13 protein-coding genes are annotated in these 16275 nt (G+C 69.5%); 6 read left to right on the top strand and 7 right to left on the bottom strand.

Features of this window, described 5'->3' with window-relative positions:
* Positions 1-163: 163 nt before the first annotated feature.
* From OG496_RS20650 to OG496_RS20635, 4 genes are all read right to left on the bottom strand, one after another.
* Positions 164-664 carry a GNAT family N-acetyltransferase gene (locus OG496_RS20650; RefSeq protein WP_405971924.1) on the bottom strand — a complete coding sequence of 167 codons (501 nt, stop codon included), beginning with the start codon at positions 662-664 and terminating at the stop codon, positions 164-166.
* Between the two features lie 465 nt (positions 665-1129).
* A complete protein-coding gene (locus tag OG496_RS20645; protein WP_405971923.1) occupies positions 1130-1465 on the bottom strand; it encodes a cupin domain-containing protein in 336 nt (111 codons plus the stop codon).
* Between the two features lie 9 nt (positions 1466-1474).
* Positions 1475-2407 carry an aminoglycoside phosphotransferase family protein gene (locus tag OG496_RS20640; RefSeq protein ID WP_405971922.1) on the bottom strand — a complete coding sequence of 311 codons (933 nt, stop codon included), beginning with the start codon at positions 2405-2407 and terminating at the stop codon, positions 1475-1477.
* A gap of 6 nt (positions 2408-2413) precedes the next feature.
* On the bottom strand, positions 2414-4057 hold the full coding sequence (locus OG496_RS20635) for a M4 family metallopeptidase (protein WP_405971921.1): 1644 nt from the start codon (positions 4055-4057) through the stop codon (positions 2414-2416).
* A gap of 145 nt (positions 4058-4202) precedes the next feature.
* On the opposite strand from OG496_RS20635, the gene OG496_RS20630 reads away from it, so the two are divergent.
* On the top strand, positions 4203-4631 hold the full coding sequence (locus tag OG496_RS20630) for a gamma-glutamylcyclotransferase family protein (RefSeq protein ID WP_405971920.1): 429 nt from the start codon (positions 4203-4205) through the stop codon (positions 4629-4631).
* 18 nt (positions 4632-4649) lie between these two features.
* Here the strand turns inward: OG496_RS20630 and OG496_RS20625 are convergent, their stop codons facing one another.
* On the bottom strand, positions 4650-5336 hold the full coding sequence (locus OG496_RS20625; protein WP_405976663.1) for a vancomycin high temperature exclusion protein: 687 nt from the start codon (positions 5334-5336) through the stop codon (positions 4650-4652).
* A gap of 221 nt (positions 5337-5557) precedes the next feature.
* On the opposite strand from OG496_RS20625, the gene OG496_RS20620 reads away from it, so the two are divergent.
* From OG496_RS20620 to OG496_RS20600, 5 genes are all read left to right on the top strand, one after another.
* Positions 5558-6337 (top strand): sirohydrochlorin chelatase, encoded by a 780-nt coding sequence (locus tag OG496_RS20620; protein WP_405971919.1) that lies wholly within the window; start codon positions 5558-5560, stop codon positions 6335-6337.
* A 114-nt stretch (positions 6338-6451) separates the two neighbouring features.
* The gene (locus tag OG496_RS20615; protein WP_405971918.1) at positions 6452-7795 is read left to right on the top strand and encodes a deoxyguanosinetriphosphate triphosphohydrolase; all 1344 of its coding nucleotides are present in this window, start codon (positions 6452-6454) and stop codon (positions 7793-7795) included.
* Between the two features lie 93 nt (positions 7796-7888).
* On the top strand, positions 7889-9154 hold the full coding sequence (locus OG496_RS20610) for an NAD(P)/FAD-dependent oxidoreductase (RefSeq protein WP_405971917.1): 1266 nt from the start codon (positions 7889-7891) through the stop codon (positions 9152-9154).
* Between the two features lie 47 nt (positions 9155-9201).
* Complete coding sequence (gene dnaG / locus OG496_RS20605) at positions 9202-11106, top strand: DNA primase (protein WP_405971916.1); 1905 nt, start codon at positions 9202-9204, stop codon at positions 11104-11106.
* Between the two features lie 81 nt (positions 11107-11187).
* The gene (locus OG496_RS20600; protein WP_405971915.1) at positions 11188-12498 is read left to right on the top strand and encodes an RNA polymerase sigma factor; all 1311 of its coding nucleotides are present in this window, start codon (positions 11188-11190) and stop codon (positions 12496-12498) included.
* Between the two features lie 71 nt (positions 12499-12569).
* Here the strand turns inward: OG496_RS20600 and OG496_RS20595 are convergent, their stop codons facing one another.
* Both OG496_RS20595 and OG496_RS20590 read right to left on the bottom strand, forming a co-directional pair.
* Positions 12570-14498 (bottom strand): ABC transporter ATP-binding protein, encoded by a 1929-nt coding sequence (locus OG496_RS20595; protein WP_405971914.1) that lies wholly within the window; start codon positions 14496-14498, stop codon positions 12570-12572.
* Entirely contained in the window at positions 14498-16231 is a 1734-nt protein-coding gene (locus OG496_RS20590) for an ABC transporter ATP-binding protein (RefSeq protein WP_405971913.1), read from the bottom strand. Before OG496_RS20590 ends, OG496_RS20595 begins: the two co-directional genes overlap by 1 nt.
* Positions 16232-16275 lie beyond the last annotated feature (44 nt).

The raw sequence follows: 16275 nt of genomic DNA, 5'->3' as shown, positions 1-16275 counted from the left end.
GGTGTCTGACCCTCCGCACCTTTCCCGGCGGCACAGGTCTGCGTGACCGACTCTTCCGGGGCGAACTCACCCTCACGGAACGCGCCGTACGCATCTCCGTGTCCGACGCGAAGGGCGAGTTACGGCCGAGCCTCCGCTTGGACGTCGTACGACACCACACCACTCACAAGGCCCGCTCCATGCAGACCAGTTGATCCCGCTCGTCCCATGACTCGGTGACGGCGAAGCCGAACCGTTCGTAGAGGGCGATAGCCCCGGTCCGCCACTTCCACACCGACAACCGCACGGCACCCGCGCCGCTTTCCGCGGCCTGTGCGAGCGCGGCACGGAGCAGGCTGGACGCGACGCCCCGGCCCCGGAACGCCGGGTCCGTCCAGAGCCTCTTGATCTCCGACCGCCCGTCGACGGGGGCGGTCACCACCAGACAGCCCACCGGGGTGCCCCCGCTCACAGCCACCAACACGACATCGTCGACGAACGCGGTCCGAGGGTCCGAGATCTCCGCCCGGTATCGTTCCGGCAGCCCGCCCACATCGGCAACGGGCTCCCCCTTCTCGGCCTCCGTCCGCAGGTGGTAGGCCGCCAGCAACTCGCCCAGCCCGTCATCCGTGGAGAGAGTCCGGCCTGGTCGGCGGACGATGGAAACCTCGCGCTGATCAGCCATGACCTCAAGTATCCAGGGATTCCAGGAACGGCAAGTACGCAGCCTCAACCCTCCGGGCGTCGCGGTGGATGTACGCGCGGACATCGTTCCGCGGGGTCCCGTGCCGGGTCGCCCTTGCGGACGGCTCGGACTACGGCTGCGTGTTCGCGCCTGCTCATGGCCTCCCATGTGACACGGGATTGCTCCCGCACCCACCGCTGATCCAACGCGGGACTCCTTGACGACGGCCTGGTGGCCGTTCCTGAAGGGGATCGGTCCCCGGGAGACAGCTACGGAGGAAGCGGATGGGGGGAAGTCCCCATCACCGCACTGTCCGTCGCGTTCCCATGCGCTGCCTACGCATGGCGGAAGGGGCATCCAGCTCCGAGGAGGCCCTTCAGCTACTGGCCGCGTGGATACGGCAGCCCGAGACCTCGCACGGGCAACACGCAGATCACCAGACGCCCGCTGGGCACCCCCGGATCCTCAGGTCTTGGGCGAGCGCGAGCCGTACGCGGGTCCGAACACCACGAGCAGCACCAGGTCCTCGGTCACTTCTGTGAACCGGTGCTCTTCACCGGCCGGCACGAAGATCACCGCCCCGGGACCCACCTCGTCCGTCAGGCCCGGTGTCTCGATCCTGGCGCGTCCGGCCGTGACGACATAGATCTCGTCCTCGGTGTGCGGGCTCTGGGTATCCAGCCCGCCTACCGGGATGCAGTACGTCCCCACCGACAGATCCGCCGTCCGTAACTGTTCGATCCAGTCATTGCCCGCTTCGCCGGGCTGCTTCCACACGCCCGCGCCCTTGATGATCTCCATGACGGGACCCTAACGCCGGGCCCGGGGAGCACGACACCCTTGATCCTGCTCTCCCAACACTTCCCGCACAGCCCGATGCCCCACCCCCGCCAACACCGGATTCCGCCCACCCCGGTAGTAGTGCTCCGCCACCAACCCGAAGCACAACGCCCACCCCCGCCCCCGGCCCCACACCGCATCCTCGAACTCGCCCGCCTCGCGGAAGACTTCACGTGTCCCGGCGGAGAACAAGGCCCACGCGGGCAGCGCGTCCGCCGCTGGATCGCCCACCCCGAGGCAGCCGAAGTCGATGACCGCGGTGAGGCGGCCGGACCCGGTCAGCAGATTGCCGGGGAGGAGGTCGCCGTGGAGCCAGACGGGGGCGGCCTCCCACTGGGGGAGGGAGAGGGCGCGCTCCCAGGCCGCCGTCGCGAGGGCCGCGTCATGGGTGCCGTCCGCGCCCAGTTCCTCGATCGCCTTACGGACGTCCGCGTCCTGCGCACCGAGCGGCCCGCCCCGGAAGGACACCGACCCGCCCACCGCGTCCACCTGCCGCAGCGCCGCGACGAAACGCCCCAACTCGACTGCCGTGTCGGCGAGTTCGGTCGGCGGCGAGTCGTACGCGTTCTCCCCGTCCAGCCAGCTGTACACACCCCACCGCAGCCCGTACCCCCGCCCCGGCTCACCCATCGCCAGCGGCACCGGAACAGCGAGCGGCAACTGTGGTGCCAGCCGCGGCAGCCACCGCTGTTCCGTCTCGATCTGCCGTGCCCCGCCCGGCAGTCGGGGCAGCCGTACGACCATGTCCTCGCCCAGCCGGAACATCGCGTTGTCGGTCCCGGCCGAGGCGACCCGTGTGACGGTCAACTCGGCCCACTCCGGGAACTGTTCGGCGACCAGCCGGCGAACCAACCGCCCGTCGATGTCGAGTTCGTCGGCGTGCATCTTGGCGCTGGAGGACAAGGAACCTCACCCCACGCCGACCGCACTCCACGCCGCACCCACTGCGGCGTACTCCGAACTCCCCACCCCGTAAAGGTCCTTCGCCGCACTGAGCGTCGCCGTCCGCGCCCCCGCGTAGTTCGTCGAGGACGTCATATAGACGGTCAACGCCCGGTACCAGATGGCCCCGAGCTTGTCCCGGCCGATGCCGGTCACCGAAGAGCTGTTGCACGTGGGCGAGTTGTAGCTGACGCCGTTGATGGTCTTCGCGCCGCTGCCTTCCGCGAGGAGATACGCGAAGTGGTTGGCGACACCCGACGAGTAGTGGACGTCGAGATTCCCGACCGACGAACTCCAGCAGTCCGCCGAATTCCCGTCCTTGGACGGCTGGTCCATGAACCGCAGCGCCGCCTTGCCGAATCCAGACCGGACGATCTTCTCGCCGATCAAGTAGTCCCCGAGATCGGAGGAGTTGTTGGCGTACCACTCCACCAGCGTGCCCATGATGTCCGAGGTCGCCTCGTTGAGCCCGCCGGACTCGCCCGAGTACGTCAGCGCCGCCGTCTTGGACGTCACGCCGTGCGTCATCTCGTGCCCGGCGACATCCAGCGCCACCAGCGGACCGAGCTGCGTCCCGTCACCGTCGCCGTACGTCATGCAGAAGCAACTGTCGTCCCAGAACGCGTTGTTGTAGCTGTTGCCGTAGTGGACGCGGTTGTACGAGCCCTTGCCGTCGCCCGCGATGCCGTTCCGGCCGTGCACGTTCTTGTAGTAGTCCCAGGTCTCGTCCGTGCCGTACTGCGCGTCCACCGCCGCCGACGAACGGTCCGAACTCGCCCCCGTTCCCCAGTGGTTGTCGGCGTCCGTGAACACCGTGGACGGGGCGCGGCTGATGCAGATGCCGAGGATGCACAGGTCGGTCTTGTTCGCCGCGTCACCGGTGTACGTCCCGCCGCGCGTCGCGTCCTTGAGCTGATACGTCGATCCCGACAGCGTCGTCTCCAGCGGCACCGTTCCGCTGTACAGCGACTTCCCGTCACCCGTCGCCGTCTCCACACTGTCCCAGGCGTCGAGCTGGGCGCCGGTGCGGGCGTCGGTCAGCACCGTACGGGCGACCGGGTTGCCGAGCGAGTCCTTGGCGACCACGTTCGTCCGCCAGGCGAGTTTCGGGGTGCCGTGCAGGGCGTCAACTATCAACTGGGGCTTGGCGGTCACCCCCTTCAGCACCTCGCCGAGATTCGCCGCCCGCAGCGCGTTCACCGCCAGGTCCGCCGCCTTCGGAGCGGCCACCTTCGGCGTCACGGACGACAGGGATATGGAGCTCCGGGTCGCGCGGTCGGCGCTCCGGTAACTGCCGTTCGGGGCGAGATGGACCACGAAGTCGCCGCCGAGGACGGGAAGTTGACGGTACGTCCGGTCGTAGCGGACGTGCTGGGTGCCGTCCGCGTCGACGATCACGTCGCGAACGGACGTGCCCTCTGCGGCCGTCAGCCCCAAGCCCGCGGCATGGGCGATCAGCGCCGAGGCGGCGTTCGCGATCGCGGTGGTCCGGGACGGCCGGTCGGCCGCGTGGGCGGTGGGGGCGAGGGTGGCGGCCAACAGGGTCGCGGCGCCGGCCGCGACACCGGCCGTGGCGAGACGGGAACCTCGAATGTGCCGTGTCCGACTCATGGCTCTCCTCAAGAACGCAAGTGGGGGGCGTGGGGGCTGCGTTGATGTTGAATGAGATTTAAAGGGGCCATGACATGTCATGTCCATAGCGCGTGCAAAGACTTCCCGGCTTCCGACCCCCGGACACCCGCACTCAAGGAGAGCGATGGCGACCCCCTCGACACCCCTCCCCTTCTTCGTCTACGGCACGCTCCGCCCCGGCGAGCCCAACCACGACCTCTTCCTGCGCGGCCGCACGGACTCCGAGGAACGGGCGCGACTCCACGGCGCCGCCCTCTACGACGGCCCCGGCTACCCGTACGCCGTCGAGGCCCCCGACTCGGTGATCGTCGGCGAACTCGTCACCGCACGCCCCGAGGCCTACCCCCAACTCCTCATCGCCCTCGACCGACTTGAGGACTACGCCCCCGGCGACCCGCGCAACCTCTACGAACGCGTCGAGCTCCAGGTGACCCGCGACACCGACGGCACGCCCGTGCGCGCCTGGGTGTACCTCGCCGCCCCCGCCGTCACCGCCCGCCTCCGCGGCCACGGCAAGCTGATCGAGGGCGGCGACTGGATCAACCGCCGCTGAATCGCCGCTGAAGGGGCTTCAGTTGCCGGAGGCCAGCGCCCGCGTGATGCCCGTCTCCTTCGGCCCGAGGAAGTGCGGATCGGGGTGGAACATCACGTCCAGCGCCGCCTTGCCCGCCGCGAACACCTCGCGGGTGCCGCCGTAGTACCAGGTCACGTTGTGCGATTCGTCGACACCGACGCCGTACGAGTCGACACCCGCCGCGTCGCACAGCGCGACCGCCCGCCGGATGTGGAAGTTCTGGCTGATGAGTACGGCCTTGTCGACGCCGAAGATCTTCTTGGCGCGGACGCAGGAGTCCCAGGTGTCGAAACCGGCGTAATCGGTCACCACGCGCGCGCGTGGCACCCCGTGCTTCGCCAGGTAGACGCGCATCGCGTCCGGCTCGTCGTAGTCCTTGCGGCTGTTGTCACCGGTCACCAGGACGGCCTTCACCCGGCCCTCCCGGTACAGCGTCGCCGCCGCGTCCAGCCGGTGCGCGAGATACGGCGACGGCTCGCCGTCCCACAGCCCGGCACCGAACACCATGGCGACATCGGTGCGCGGCGCGTCCTGGAGGGTCCGCAGCCGGTCGGCCGTGGACACCCACAACCAGGTCGCAGGAAGCAGCGCGAGGACCCACCCGGCGGCCACCACCTGCACGAGCTGCCGCCACCCCGCACGCGTGCGTGGCAGCCGCGGCCGGCGAGGTCTCAGGCGGCGCATCAGACGTGTCAACGGGGGCCCCTCCGCGTTCGGTTCCGACACTCACAGACGCGCCGTGACCCGTGACGGTTCGCCGCCCGCAGTGTGACCGGCTTCACTGTGAACCCGTAAGCCGCAGGTCACGTCACCTCACACACCCCGGCACCCCACCGTGAACCCCCGGAAAAGCCCCGTGATTCCCGTGCAACGGGGTGGCAACCTCCCCCTGTCACCATCACTCCATGACGGCGTCGATCCCACCTCACGAGGAGTCCACCCTCGGCAGTACGCCCGCCCTCGTCCTGGTCGCCCACGGCAGCCGTGACCCACGCGCCCTGAACACCGTACGAGCCCTGATGGACCGAGTCCGCGAACTTCGCCCCGGCCTCCCCGTCCACCTGGGCCACATCGAACTCAACGAGCCCCGCCTCCCGGACACCCTCACCCGACTGGGCCCCGCGGAGGCCGTCCTGGTCCCCCTCCTCCTGTCCCGCGGCTACCACGTCAAGCAGGACATCCCCGAGCTGGCGGCAAACGCACAGGCACGCACGCGCGTGGCACCCCCTTTGGGCCGACACCCCCTCCTCGTAGAGACCCTCTACGACCGCCTGGTGGAGGCGGGTTGGCGAACGAGGATGGACGATCGGACTCGCCGGGCGAGCGCCGTAGTACTGGCAGCGGCGGGCTCCCGAGACCCGGACTCCAAGCTCGACACCACCCGCACGGCCCACCTCCTGGCCGCCCGCCTGGGCGTCCCCGTAGTCCCGGCCTACGCCTCCGCGGCAGCCCCCACGGTCTCCGAGGCAGTCCGCGCCCTCGCCGCCCGAGGCCACCACAGGGTGGCAGTGGCATCCTGCTTCACGGCTCCGGGCCGCTTCGCAACCCAGTGCGCGGAGGCGGCTCCGTGGATCGCGTCGGCCCCCCTGGGGGCCCACCCCGCGATGGCGAGACTGGTCCTCCACCGCTACGACCAGACGCTGGAAACAAGGGCGCCCATGGAACCGGAGTTGGCCTCGGCCTGATACGCGGGCAGGGGCGGCCCCCACGCACCCGCACCCGCAGCCGATCCGCACCCGGCAACCGCTTACGCGCCCCGCAACTCCCGAATTGTCACTACCGCCGCTTACTGTCGAAGCATGGAAGGCACCGCAGGCACCGCAGGTACGCGCACAGCAGCACCCCACCCCTACGACCCGACGTCAGTCGCCCGCTGGGCAACCGAGCCCGACAAACGCCCCGGCCGCACCGCCTTCCAACGCGACCGCGCCCGCGTACTGCACTCCGCCGCCCTGCGCCGCCTCGCAGGCAAGACCCAGGTGGTCACCCCAGGAACCCGCAGCCAGGCCTGGGACGCCAGCCCCCGCACCCGCCTGACCCACTCCCTGGAGTGCGCCCAGGTAGGCCGCGAACTCGGCGCAGCCCTCGGCTGCGACCCGGACCTGGTCGAAGCGGCCTGCCTCTCCCACGACCTCGGCCACCCACCCTTCGGCCACAACGGCGAACAGGCACTGAACGAATTCGCCGACGACTGCGGCGGCTTCGAGGGCAACGCCCAGTCCCTGAGACTCCTCACCCGCATCGAACCGAAGCGCTTCGTAAGAAGTGACACGACAGGCGAGATGGTGAGCGTCGGCCTCAACCTCACCCGTGCCGCCCTCGACGCCGCCACCAAGTACCCCTGGCCGCGCGGAGGGCACCCCACCGACCCCAAGTCCCCCAAGTTCGGCGTCTACGAGGACGACAGGCCCGTCTTCGACTGGGTCCGCAAGGGCGCCCCCGGCACGCGCACGTGCTTCGAGGCCCAGGTGATGGACTGGTCGGACGACGTGGCGTACTCCGTGCACGACGTCGAGGACGGCCTGCACGCGGGCCACATCGACCCCAACTGCCTGCACGCCGAACCGGAACGCCAGGAGATCTTCAAGGTGGCCATCGGCCGCTACGTCCCCGCGGACACGGCCCCCGACGAACTCGCCGAGGCACTGGACAGGCTCCAGAACCAGCCGTGGTGGCCGCACGGCTACGACGGTTCGGCCGTCGCGCAGGCCCGCCTCAAGGACGCCACCAGCCAGCTCATCGGCCGCTTCTGCCTGGCCGCCGAGTCCGCCACGCGCGCGGCGTACGGCACCGGCCGCCTCACCCGCTACGACGCCGAACTCGTCGTACCGCACGAGGCACGGCTGGAGTGCGCGGTCCTCAAGGCGGTCGCCGACCGGTACGTGATGCAGCGCGCGGAGCAGGAGCGCATCCGCGCCGACGAGCGCGTCGTGGTCGCCGAACTCGCCGAGGTGCTCACGAGCCGCGCCCCGGACGGTCTGGAGCCGCAGTTCCGCGCCCAGTTCGACGAGGCGCCCGACGACCGTGCCCGCAAACGTGTGATCGTCGATCAGATCGCGTCACTCACAGACGCGTCGGCGCGGTCTCTTCACGCGCATCTCACATCGCTGGGGCACAGTGACGCGAAACAAGCCCGAATGTGACCCTCCGTGGCCTGATCGGGCCACACCCCCTTCCCCCATCACAGTGCGTGCGGGACGCTCGCATATGGCGGCACCCTTACGAGGAGGCATCAAGTGGTCGACGCGGATCAGACGTTCGTCATCATCGGAGGAGGCCTGGCCGGCGCCAAGGCGGCCGAGACGCTCCGAGCGGAGGGCTTCACCGGCCGCGTGATACTGATCTGCGACGAACGCGACCACCCGTACGAGCGCCCGCCACTGTCCAAGGGCTACCTCCTCGGTAAGGAGGAGCGCGACAGCGTCTTCGTCCACGAACCCGCCTGGTACGCGCAGAACGACATCGAGCTGCACCTCGGCCAGACCGTCGACGCCATCGACCGTACGGCGAAGACGGTGCGCTTCGGGGACGACGGCACCCTGGTCCGCTACGACAAGTTGCTCATCGCCACCGGCTCCGAGCCCCGCCGCCTCGACATCCCGGGCACGGACCTCGCGGGCGTCCACCACCTGCGCCGCCTCTCGCACGCCGAGCGCCTCAAGAACGTCCTGTCGTCCCTGGGCCGGGACAACGGCCATCTGGTGATCGCCGGCGGCGGCTGGATCGGCCTGGAGGTCGCGGCGGCGGCCCGGGAGTACGGCGCCGAGGTCACCGTCGTGGAACCGTCCCAGACGCCGCTGCACGGCGTCCTCGGCCCCGAACTGGGCCAGCTCTTCGCCGACCTGCACGCCGAGCACGGCGTGCGCTTCCACTTCGGCGCCAGGCTCACCGAGATCGTCGGCCAGGACGGCATGGTGCTCGCCGCGCGCACCGACGACGGCGAGGAGCACCCCGCGCACGACGTCCTCGCGGCGATCGGCGCGGCCCCGCGCACCGCGCTCGCCGAGGCGGCGGGCCTGGAGCTGGCCGACCGCGCGCACGGCGGCGGCATCGCGGTCGACGAACGGCTGCGCACCTCCGACCCCGACATCTACGCGGCCGGCGACGTGGCCGCCTTCCACCACGCCCTGTTCAACACCCGGCTGCGGGTGGAGCACTGGGCGAACGCCCTCAACGGCGGCCCGGCGGCGGCCCGCGCGATGCTCGGCAAGGACGTCACCTACGACCGCGTGCCCTATTTCTTCTCCGACCAGTACGACTTGGGTATGGAGTACTCCGGCTGGGCGCCCCCGGGCTCCTACGACGAAGTGGTGATCCGGGGAGACGCGGGCAAGCGCGAGTTCATCGCCTTCTGGCTGAAGGAGGGCCGCGTGCTGGCCGGGATGAACGTGAATGTGTGGGACGTCACAGAGCCCATCCAGCAGCTCATCCGCTCCCGGGCGCAGGTGGACACCGAGGCACTTGCGGACCCACACGTTCCACTGGACAGCCTGGGCGTCTGAACCGTCTCGTCGTCACTGGTGTCAGTCCGGCCCCGTAGAATTCACGCGTGGCAGGACGGATCAACGACGAGGACGTGAAGGCGGTTCGGGACGCGGTCCCGATCGACGCCGTGGTGTCCGAGTACCTCCAGCTGCGGAACGCGGGCGGCGGCAACCTCAAGGGCCTCTGCCCCTTCCACGACGAGAAGTCGCCGTCCTTCCAGGTCAGCCCCAGCAAGGGTCTCTTCCACTGCTTCGGCTGCCAGGAGGGCGGCGACACCATCACGTTCGTGATGAAGGTCGACCACCTCACGTTCTCCGAGTCGGTCGAGCGTCTGGCCGCCCAGGCCGGCATCACGCTGCGGTACGAGGAGGGCGGGTACAACCCCGCCAACCAGCGCGGCGAGCGCATCCGCCTGGTCGAGGCCCACAAGGTCGCCGCCGACTACTACGTGGAGCAGCTCGCCGTCAGCCCCGAGGCGGACACCGGCCGCAAGTTCCTCGCCGAGCGCGGCTTCGACCAGTCCGCCGCCGAGCACTTCTCCGTCGGCTACAGCCCGCAGGGCTGGGACCACCTCACCCGCTTCCTCCGCGGCAAGGGCTTCACCGACAAGGAGATCCTCCTCTCCGGCCTCGCCCAGGAGGGCCGCCGCGGCCCCATCGACCGCTTCCGCGGCCGCCTGATGTGGCCGATCCGCGACATCGGCGGCGAGGTCGTCGGCTTCGGCGCGAGGAAGCTCTACGAGTCGGACAACGGCCCGAAGTACCTCAACACGCCCGACACCGCGATCTACAAGAAGTCGCAGGTCCTCTACGGCATCGACCTCGCCAAGAAGGACATCGCCAAGTCGTCCCGCGCGGTCGTCGTCGAGGGCTACACGGACGTCATGGCCTGCCACCTCGCCGGAGTCACCACCGCCATCGCCACCTGCGGCACGGCCTTCGGCGGCGACCACATCAAGATCCTCCGCAGGCTGCTCATGGACAACGGCAGCGCGCGCGTGATCTTCACCTTCGACGGCGACGCGGCCGGCCAGAAGGCGGCCCTGCGCGCCTTCGAGGACGACCAGAAGTTCGCAGCCGAGACGTACATCGCGATCGCCCCGGACAACATGGACCCGTGCGAGCTGCGCCTCGCCAAGGGCGACGAGGCGGTCGCCGACCTGGTCGAACCCCGCACCCCGCTTTTCGAGTTCGCGCTCCGCCAGATCGTCGTCCGCTACGACCTCGACACCCCCGCAGGCCGCGCCTCCGCCCTGGACGAGGCCGCCCCGATCGTCGCCCGCATCAAGAACAGCGGCGCCCAGCACGAGGTCGCCGTCCAGCTCGCCGGCATGCTCGGCATCCTGGACACCCAGTTCGTGGTCAAGCGCGTTGCCCAGCTGGCCCGTTGGGCCCGCGACCGCGGCGGCAAGGGCCCCGCACCGACACGCGGCGCGGCACAGCAGCCGTACGACACCATCCCCCGCACCCCCACCGGCGGCCCCGCCCTCACCCTCCGCAACCCCGTCTTCGCCACCGAACGCGAACTCCTCAAACTTGCGCTCCAGCGCCCCGACTTGGTCTCCCCGGCCTTCGACGCGTACGGCGTCGACGAGTTCACCGCCCCGCCCTACGCGGCCGTACGCGAGGCGATCATCGAGGCGGGCGGCGCCGAGTACGGCCTCCAGGACGCCCAGGACTACCTCGTCCGGGTCCGCGAGGCGGCACCGGACGACGCGGTCCGCGCGATGGTCACCGAGCTGGCTGTCGAGGCGATCATGCGCCGCACGGTCGACGAGAACTACGCGGGCGAGCAGCTCGTCACCGTCCGCCGAAGAGCCGTAGTACGCCGCATCGGCGACATCCAGGGCGCGCTCACCCGCCTCGGCAGCCACGGGGACTCGGCGGAACTGGCCGCCGTACAGAACGAGTTGTGGGTACTTCAGCAGTACGACCAGGCACTCCAGGTGCACGGCGCCACAGCGCTCTGAGCACGTAGTCACGGCACGGACTCAAAAAGTCACCGCACGCCCCTCGTGGCGGCGATGTGTCGTACTCCACACTGGGTTCCGGTGCCTGAGTCCTCGGAGCGCGGCCGATCCGTCCCCAGCGGGTCCTTCACCCCCGCGGTTCCGCTCATCGAGTACGGGACGGATTGCGGCGAGGCCGCCCACTCCGCCCCTGAAGTACCGCTGCCGTACCCCCTGGCAGCGATCATCCTGGAGGTCGCCCCCGTGCAGACCCAGACCCTCGACCAGACCGAGACCAGCACGACGGACGGCGCGGAACCGGAAGCGGAGACCGATGTCCTCGCGACCGTCCCCCCGCAGAGCCGTGCCGCGCACCACCCCGAAACCGCGGACCCGGAGAGCCCGCCCGAGCTCGAAGAACCGACGGCCGAAGCGGTGGAGCCCGCCGAGGCCCCCGAGCCCGCCGTACGGCCCCGCAGCCGGGTAGCCGCCGACAACGGCGCGCCCTCCTCGGACCTGTTCCGCCAGTACCTGCGAGAGATCGGCCGCATCCCGCTGCTCACCGCGGCCGAGGAGGTCGACCTCGCTCGCCGTGTCGAGGCCGGCCTGTTCGCCGAGGAGAAACTCGGCGGCGCGACCGACCTGGACAGCCAACTCGCCCTCGACCTGGACAAGTTGGTCGTCATGGGCCGGATGGCCAAGCGCCGCCTGATCGAGGCGAACCTGAGGCTCGTCGTCTCCGTGGCGAAGAGGTACGTCGGGCGCGGGCTGACCATGCTCGACCTCGTCCAGGAGGGAAACCTCGGCCTGATCAGGGCAGTCGAGAAGTTCGACTACGCCCGCGGCTACAAGTTCTCGACGTACGCGACCTGGTGGATCCGCCAGGCCATGTCCCGCGCCCTCGCCGACCAGGCCCGCACGATCCGCGTCCCGGTGCATGTCGTCGAGCTGATCAACCGGGTCGTCCGCGTCCAGCGCCGGATGCTCCAGGAGCGCGGCTACGAGCCGACGCCGGAAGAGGTGGCCGACCACCTCGACCTCGCCCCCGAACGCGTCAGCGAGGTGCTCCGGCTGGCTCAGGAACCGGTCTCGTTGCACGCGCCGGTGGGGGAGGAGGACGACGTCGCCCTCGGCGACCTGATCGAGGACGGCGACGCGACGAGTCCCGTGGAGTCGGCTGCTTTCCTGCTCCTCAGGCAGCACCTGGAAGCGGTGCTGTCGACGCTGGGGGAGCGGGAGCGGAAGGTCGTACAGCTCAGGTATGGGCTGGCTGACGGGCGTCCGCGCACGTTGGAGGAGATCGGGCGGATCTTCGGGGTGACCCGGGAGCGGATACGGCAGATCGAGTCCAAGACGCTCAACAAGCTGCGGGATCACGCCTTTGCGGATCAGCTGAGGGGCTATCTGGACTGACCCCGGCTGCGGGCAGCCACGACGGACCGTCACACACACGACGGCCCATCGTGGCACTCACCGCACAGCAGCTAGTCGACCTCGGCCACCGCCTGAGCGAACTGCGCCTTGTACAGCCGCGCATACGCGCCATCCGCCGCCAACAGGTCCGCATGCGCGCCCTGTTCGACGATGGAGCCGTTCTCCATGACCAGGATCGTGTCCGCGTCCCGGATCGTGGAGAGCCGGTGCGCGATCACGAACGACGTACGCCCATGGGCGAGTTTGGCCATGGCCTTCTGGATCAGGACCTCCGTACGGGTGTCGACGGAGGACGTCGCCTCGTCGAGGACCAGGATCGTCGGGTCGGACAGGAACGCCCGGGCGATGGTGATGAGCTGCTTCTCACCGGCGCTGACCCCCGAGCCCTCGTCGTCGATGACCGTGTCGTAACCGTCGGGCAGCGTACGGACGAACCGGTCGGCGTGCGCCGCCCGCGCCGCCTCCTCGATCTCGCCGCGCGTGACCTCGCGGGAGGCGCCGTACGCGATGTTGTCGGCGATGGAGCCGCCGAACAGCCAGGTGTCCTGGAGCACCATGCCGATGCCGGACCGGAGTTCGTCCCGGGACATCCGCGCGATGTCGACGCCGTCGAGGGTGATGCGCCCGCCGGAGACCTCGTAGAACCGCATGAGGAGGTTGACGAGGGTGGTCTTGCCGGCGCCGGTCGGGCCGACGATCGCGACCGTGTGGCCCGGTTCCACCGTCAGCGAGAGGTCCTCGATGAGCGGCTTGTCGGGGTCGTAGCGGAAGGAGACGTGCTCCAGGGCGACCAGGCCGCGGAGTTCCTCGGGGCGTTCGCTCGGCATCGGGTCGGGCTGCTGCTCCTCGGCGTCGAGGAGTTCGAAGATCCGCTCGGCGGAGGCTACGCCGGACTGGACCAGGTTCGCCATCGACGCGACCTGTGTCAGCGGCATGGAGAACTGGCGCGAGTACTGGACGAAGGCCTGCACGTCACCGATGGACAGCGAGCCGGACGCGACCCGCAGGCCGCCGACGACCGCGACCAGGACGTAGTTGAGGTTCGAGATGAACATCATCAGCGGCTGCATGACACCGCTGTTGAACTGCGCCTTGAACCCGGCCTCGTAGAGCGCGTCGTTCTGCTCGGCGAACAGCTCCGCCGACTCGTCCTGCCGCCCGAAGACCTTCACCAGGGTGTGCCCGGTGTACATCTCCTCGACGTGCGCGTTGAGCTTGCCGGTCGTGCGCCACTGCTGCACGAAGTGCGGCTGCGAGCGCTTGCCGATGCGGGTGGCGACGAGGAACGACAGCGGTACGGTCACCAGCGCGACCAGGGCGAGAAGCCATGACACCCAGAACATCATCGCGAGGACGCCGATGATCGTGAGCAGCGAGTTGATGAGCTGGCCCATCGACTGCTGGAGGGTCTGGCCGATGTTGTCGATGTCGTTGGTCGCGCGCGACAGCACTTCACCGCGCTGCCGCTTGTCGAAGTACGACAGCGGGAGCCGCGACATCTTCGTCTGCACGCTCTCGCGCAGCCGGAACATGGTCCGGTTCACCGCCCGGTTGACCATCCGGGTCGCCACCGCCATCAGCAGCCCGGCCACCAGGAACGTGCCCAGCGCGAGCAGCAGCACATGACCCACCGAGGTGAAGTCGATGCCCTTGCCCGGGGTGAAGTCCGTGCTCTTGAGCATGTCCGCGACCGAGCCCTGGCCGCGGTCGCGCATCGCCTGGAGGGCCTGCGCCTTGGTCGTCCCGGCCGGCATCTGCCGCCCGATGATGCCCGCGAAGACCAGGTCGGTGGCGTTGCCGAGGATCTTCGGGCCGACCACGTTCAGGCCGACGCTGATCACCACGCACACCAGCAGAATGCCGATGGTCAGCCGCTCCGGCCGGAACTGGCCGATCAGCCGCTTGCCGGACACCTTGAAGTCCATCGAACGGGCGTCGGGGCCCGTCCCGGCCATCATCCGCCCCATGGGCCCGGCCATCAGGCAGCCTCCGCTTCCGTGAGCTGGGAGAGAACGATCTCCCGGTACGTCTCGTTGTCCGCCATCAGTTCGTGATGGCGCCCCGTCCCCACGACCCGTCCCTCGTCGAGTACGACGATCCGGTCCGCGTCCCTGATCGTCGCCACCCGCTGCGCCACGATCACCACGGTCGCCTCGGCGGTCTCCTGCGAGAGCGCCGCCCGCAGCGCCGCGTCGGTCGCGTAGTCGAGGGCGGAGAAGGAGTCGTCGAAGAGGTAGATCTCCGGCCGCTGCACCAGCGTGCGCGCGATCGCGAGCCGCTGCCGCTGACCGCCGGAGACGTTCGTGCCGCCCTGCGCGATGGGGGAGTCCAGCCCGTTCTCCAGCCCCTCGACGAAGCCCTTGGCCTGCGCCACCTCCAGCGCGTGCCACAACTCCTCGTCGGTCGCGTCGGGATTGCCGTAGCGAAGGTTGGTCGCGACCGTGCCCGCGAAGAGGTACGGCTTCTGCGGGACCAGGCCGACCGTCTTGGCCAGCAGCACCGGGTCGATGGTCGACACGTCGACACCGTCGACGAGGACCTCACCGTCGGTCGTGTCAACCAGGCGCGGGACCAGACTCAGAAGGGTGGACTTTCCGCTGCCGGTCGAGCCGATCACGGCCGTCGTCTCGCCCGGGCGGGCCACCAGGTCGATGGACTTCAGTACGGGTTCCTCGGCGCCCGGGTAGCAGAAGCCGACCCCGCGGACCTCCAGGTGCCCGTGCCGGCGCAGCTCGGTGACGGGCGCGAGCGGCGGCACGACACTGGACTCGGTGTCGAGGACCTCCTCGATGCGCTCGGCACAGACCTCGGCGCGCGGCACCATCATGAACATGAAGGTGGCCATCATCACGGACATCACGATCTGCATCAGATAGGCGAGGAACGCGGTCAGATCGCCGATCTGCATGCCGCCGCTCGCGATGCGATGCGCGCCGAACCACACGACGGCGATCGACGACAGGTTCACCGTGGTCATGACCACCGGGAACATCAGCGCGAGCAGGTTGCCGGTCTTCAGCTGCATCTCGGTGAGATCGCTGTTGGCCTTGCGGAACCGGTCCTTCTCGTACTCGTCCCGGACGAAGGCGCGGATCACGCGGTTGCCGGTGATCTGCTCGCGCAGCACCCGGTTCACCGCGTCGAGGCGCACCTGCATCGACCGGAACAGCGGCCGCAGCCGGCGCACGATCAGCGTCACGCAGATGGTCAGCGTCGGCACCACCGCGATCAGCACCCCGGACAGCGGCACGTCCAGACCGAGCGCCAGGATGATCCCGCCGACGCACATGATCGGCGCCGACACGAGCAGGGTGAACGTCATCAGGGCCAGCATCTGGACCTGCTGGACGTCATTGGTCGTCCGGGTGATCAGCGAGGGCGCGCCGAACTGGCCCACCTCGCGGGCCGAGAACGACTGCACCCGGTCGAAGATGGCACCCCGGATGTCCCGGCCGACGGCGGAGGCGGTGCGCGCGCCGAAGTAGACGGCACCCGTGTTGCACACGACCTGGACCAGCGAGATCCCGATCATCAGGGCGCCGAAGGACAGGATGTAACCGGTGTCACCCTTCACCACACCGTTGTCGATGATGTGCGCGTTCAGGGTGGGCAGGTAGAGGGTGGCGCAGGTCTGCAGAAACTGCAGCAGCACCAGCAGGAGGATGGGTTTCCTGTAGGGCCTGAGATAGGTCCGCAGAAGTCGTATGAGCACGCTGGGTCTCTCGGAGTCGGCGGGTGGAGGGCGGGCGGTGTGCC

Origin of the sequence: Streptomyces sp. NBC_00988 (assembly GCF_045162645.1) — a bacterium.
Classification (GTDB): Bacteria; Actinomycetota; Actinomycetes; order Streptomycetales; family Streptomycetaceae; genus Streptomyces.
The sequence above is the reverse complement of the archived record's forward strand: the minus strand, read 5'-3'. Positions and strand labels throughout refer to the sequence as shown.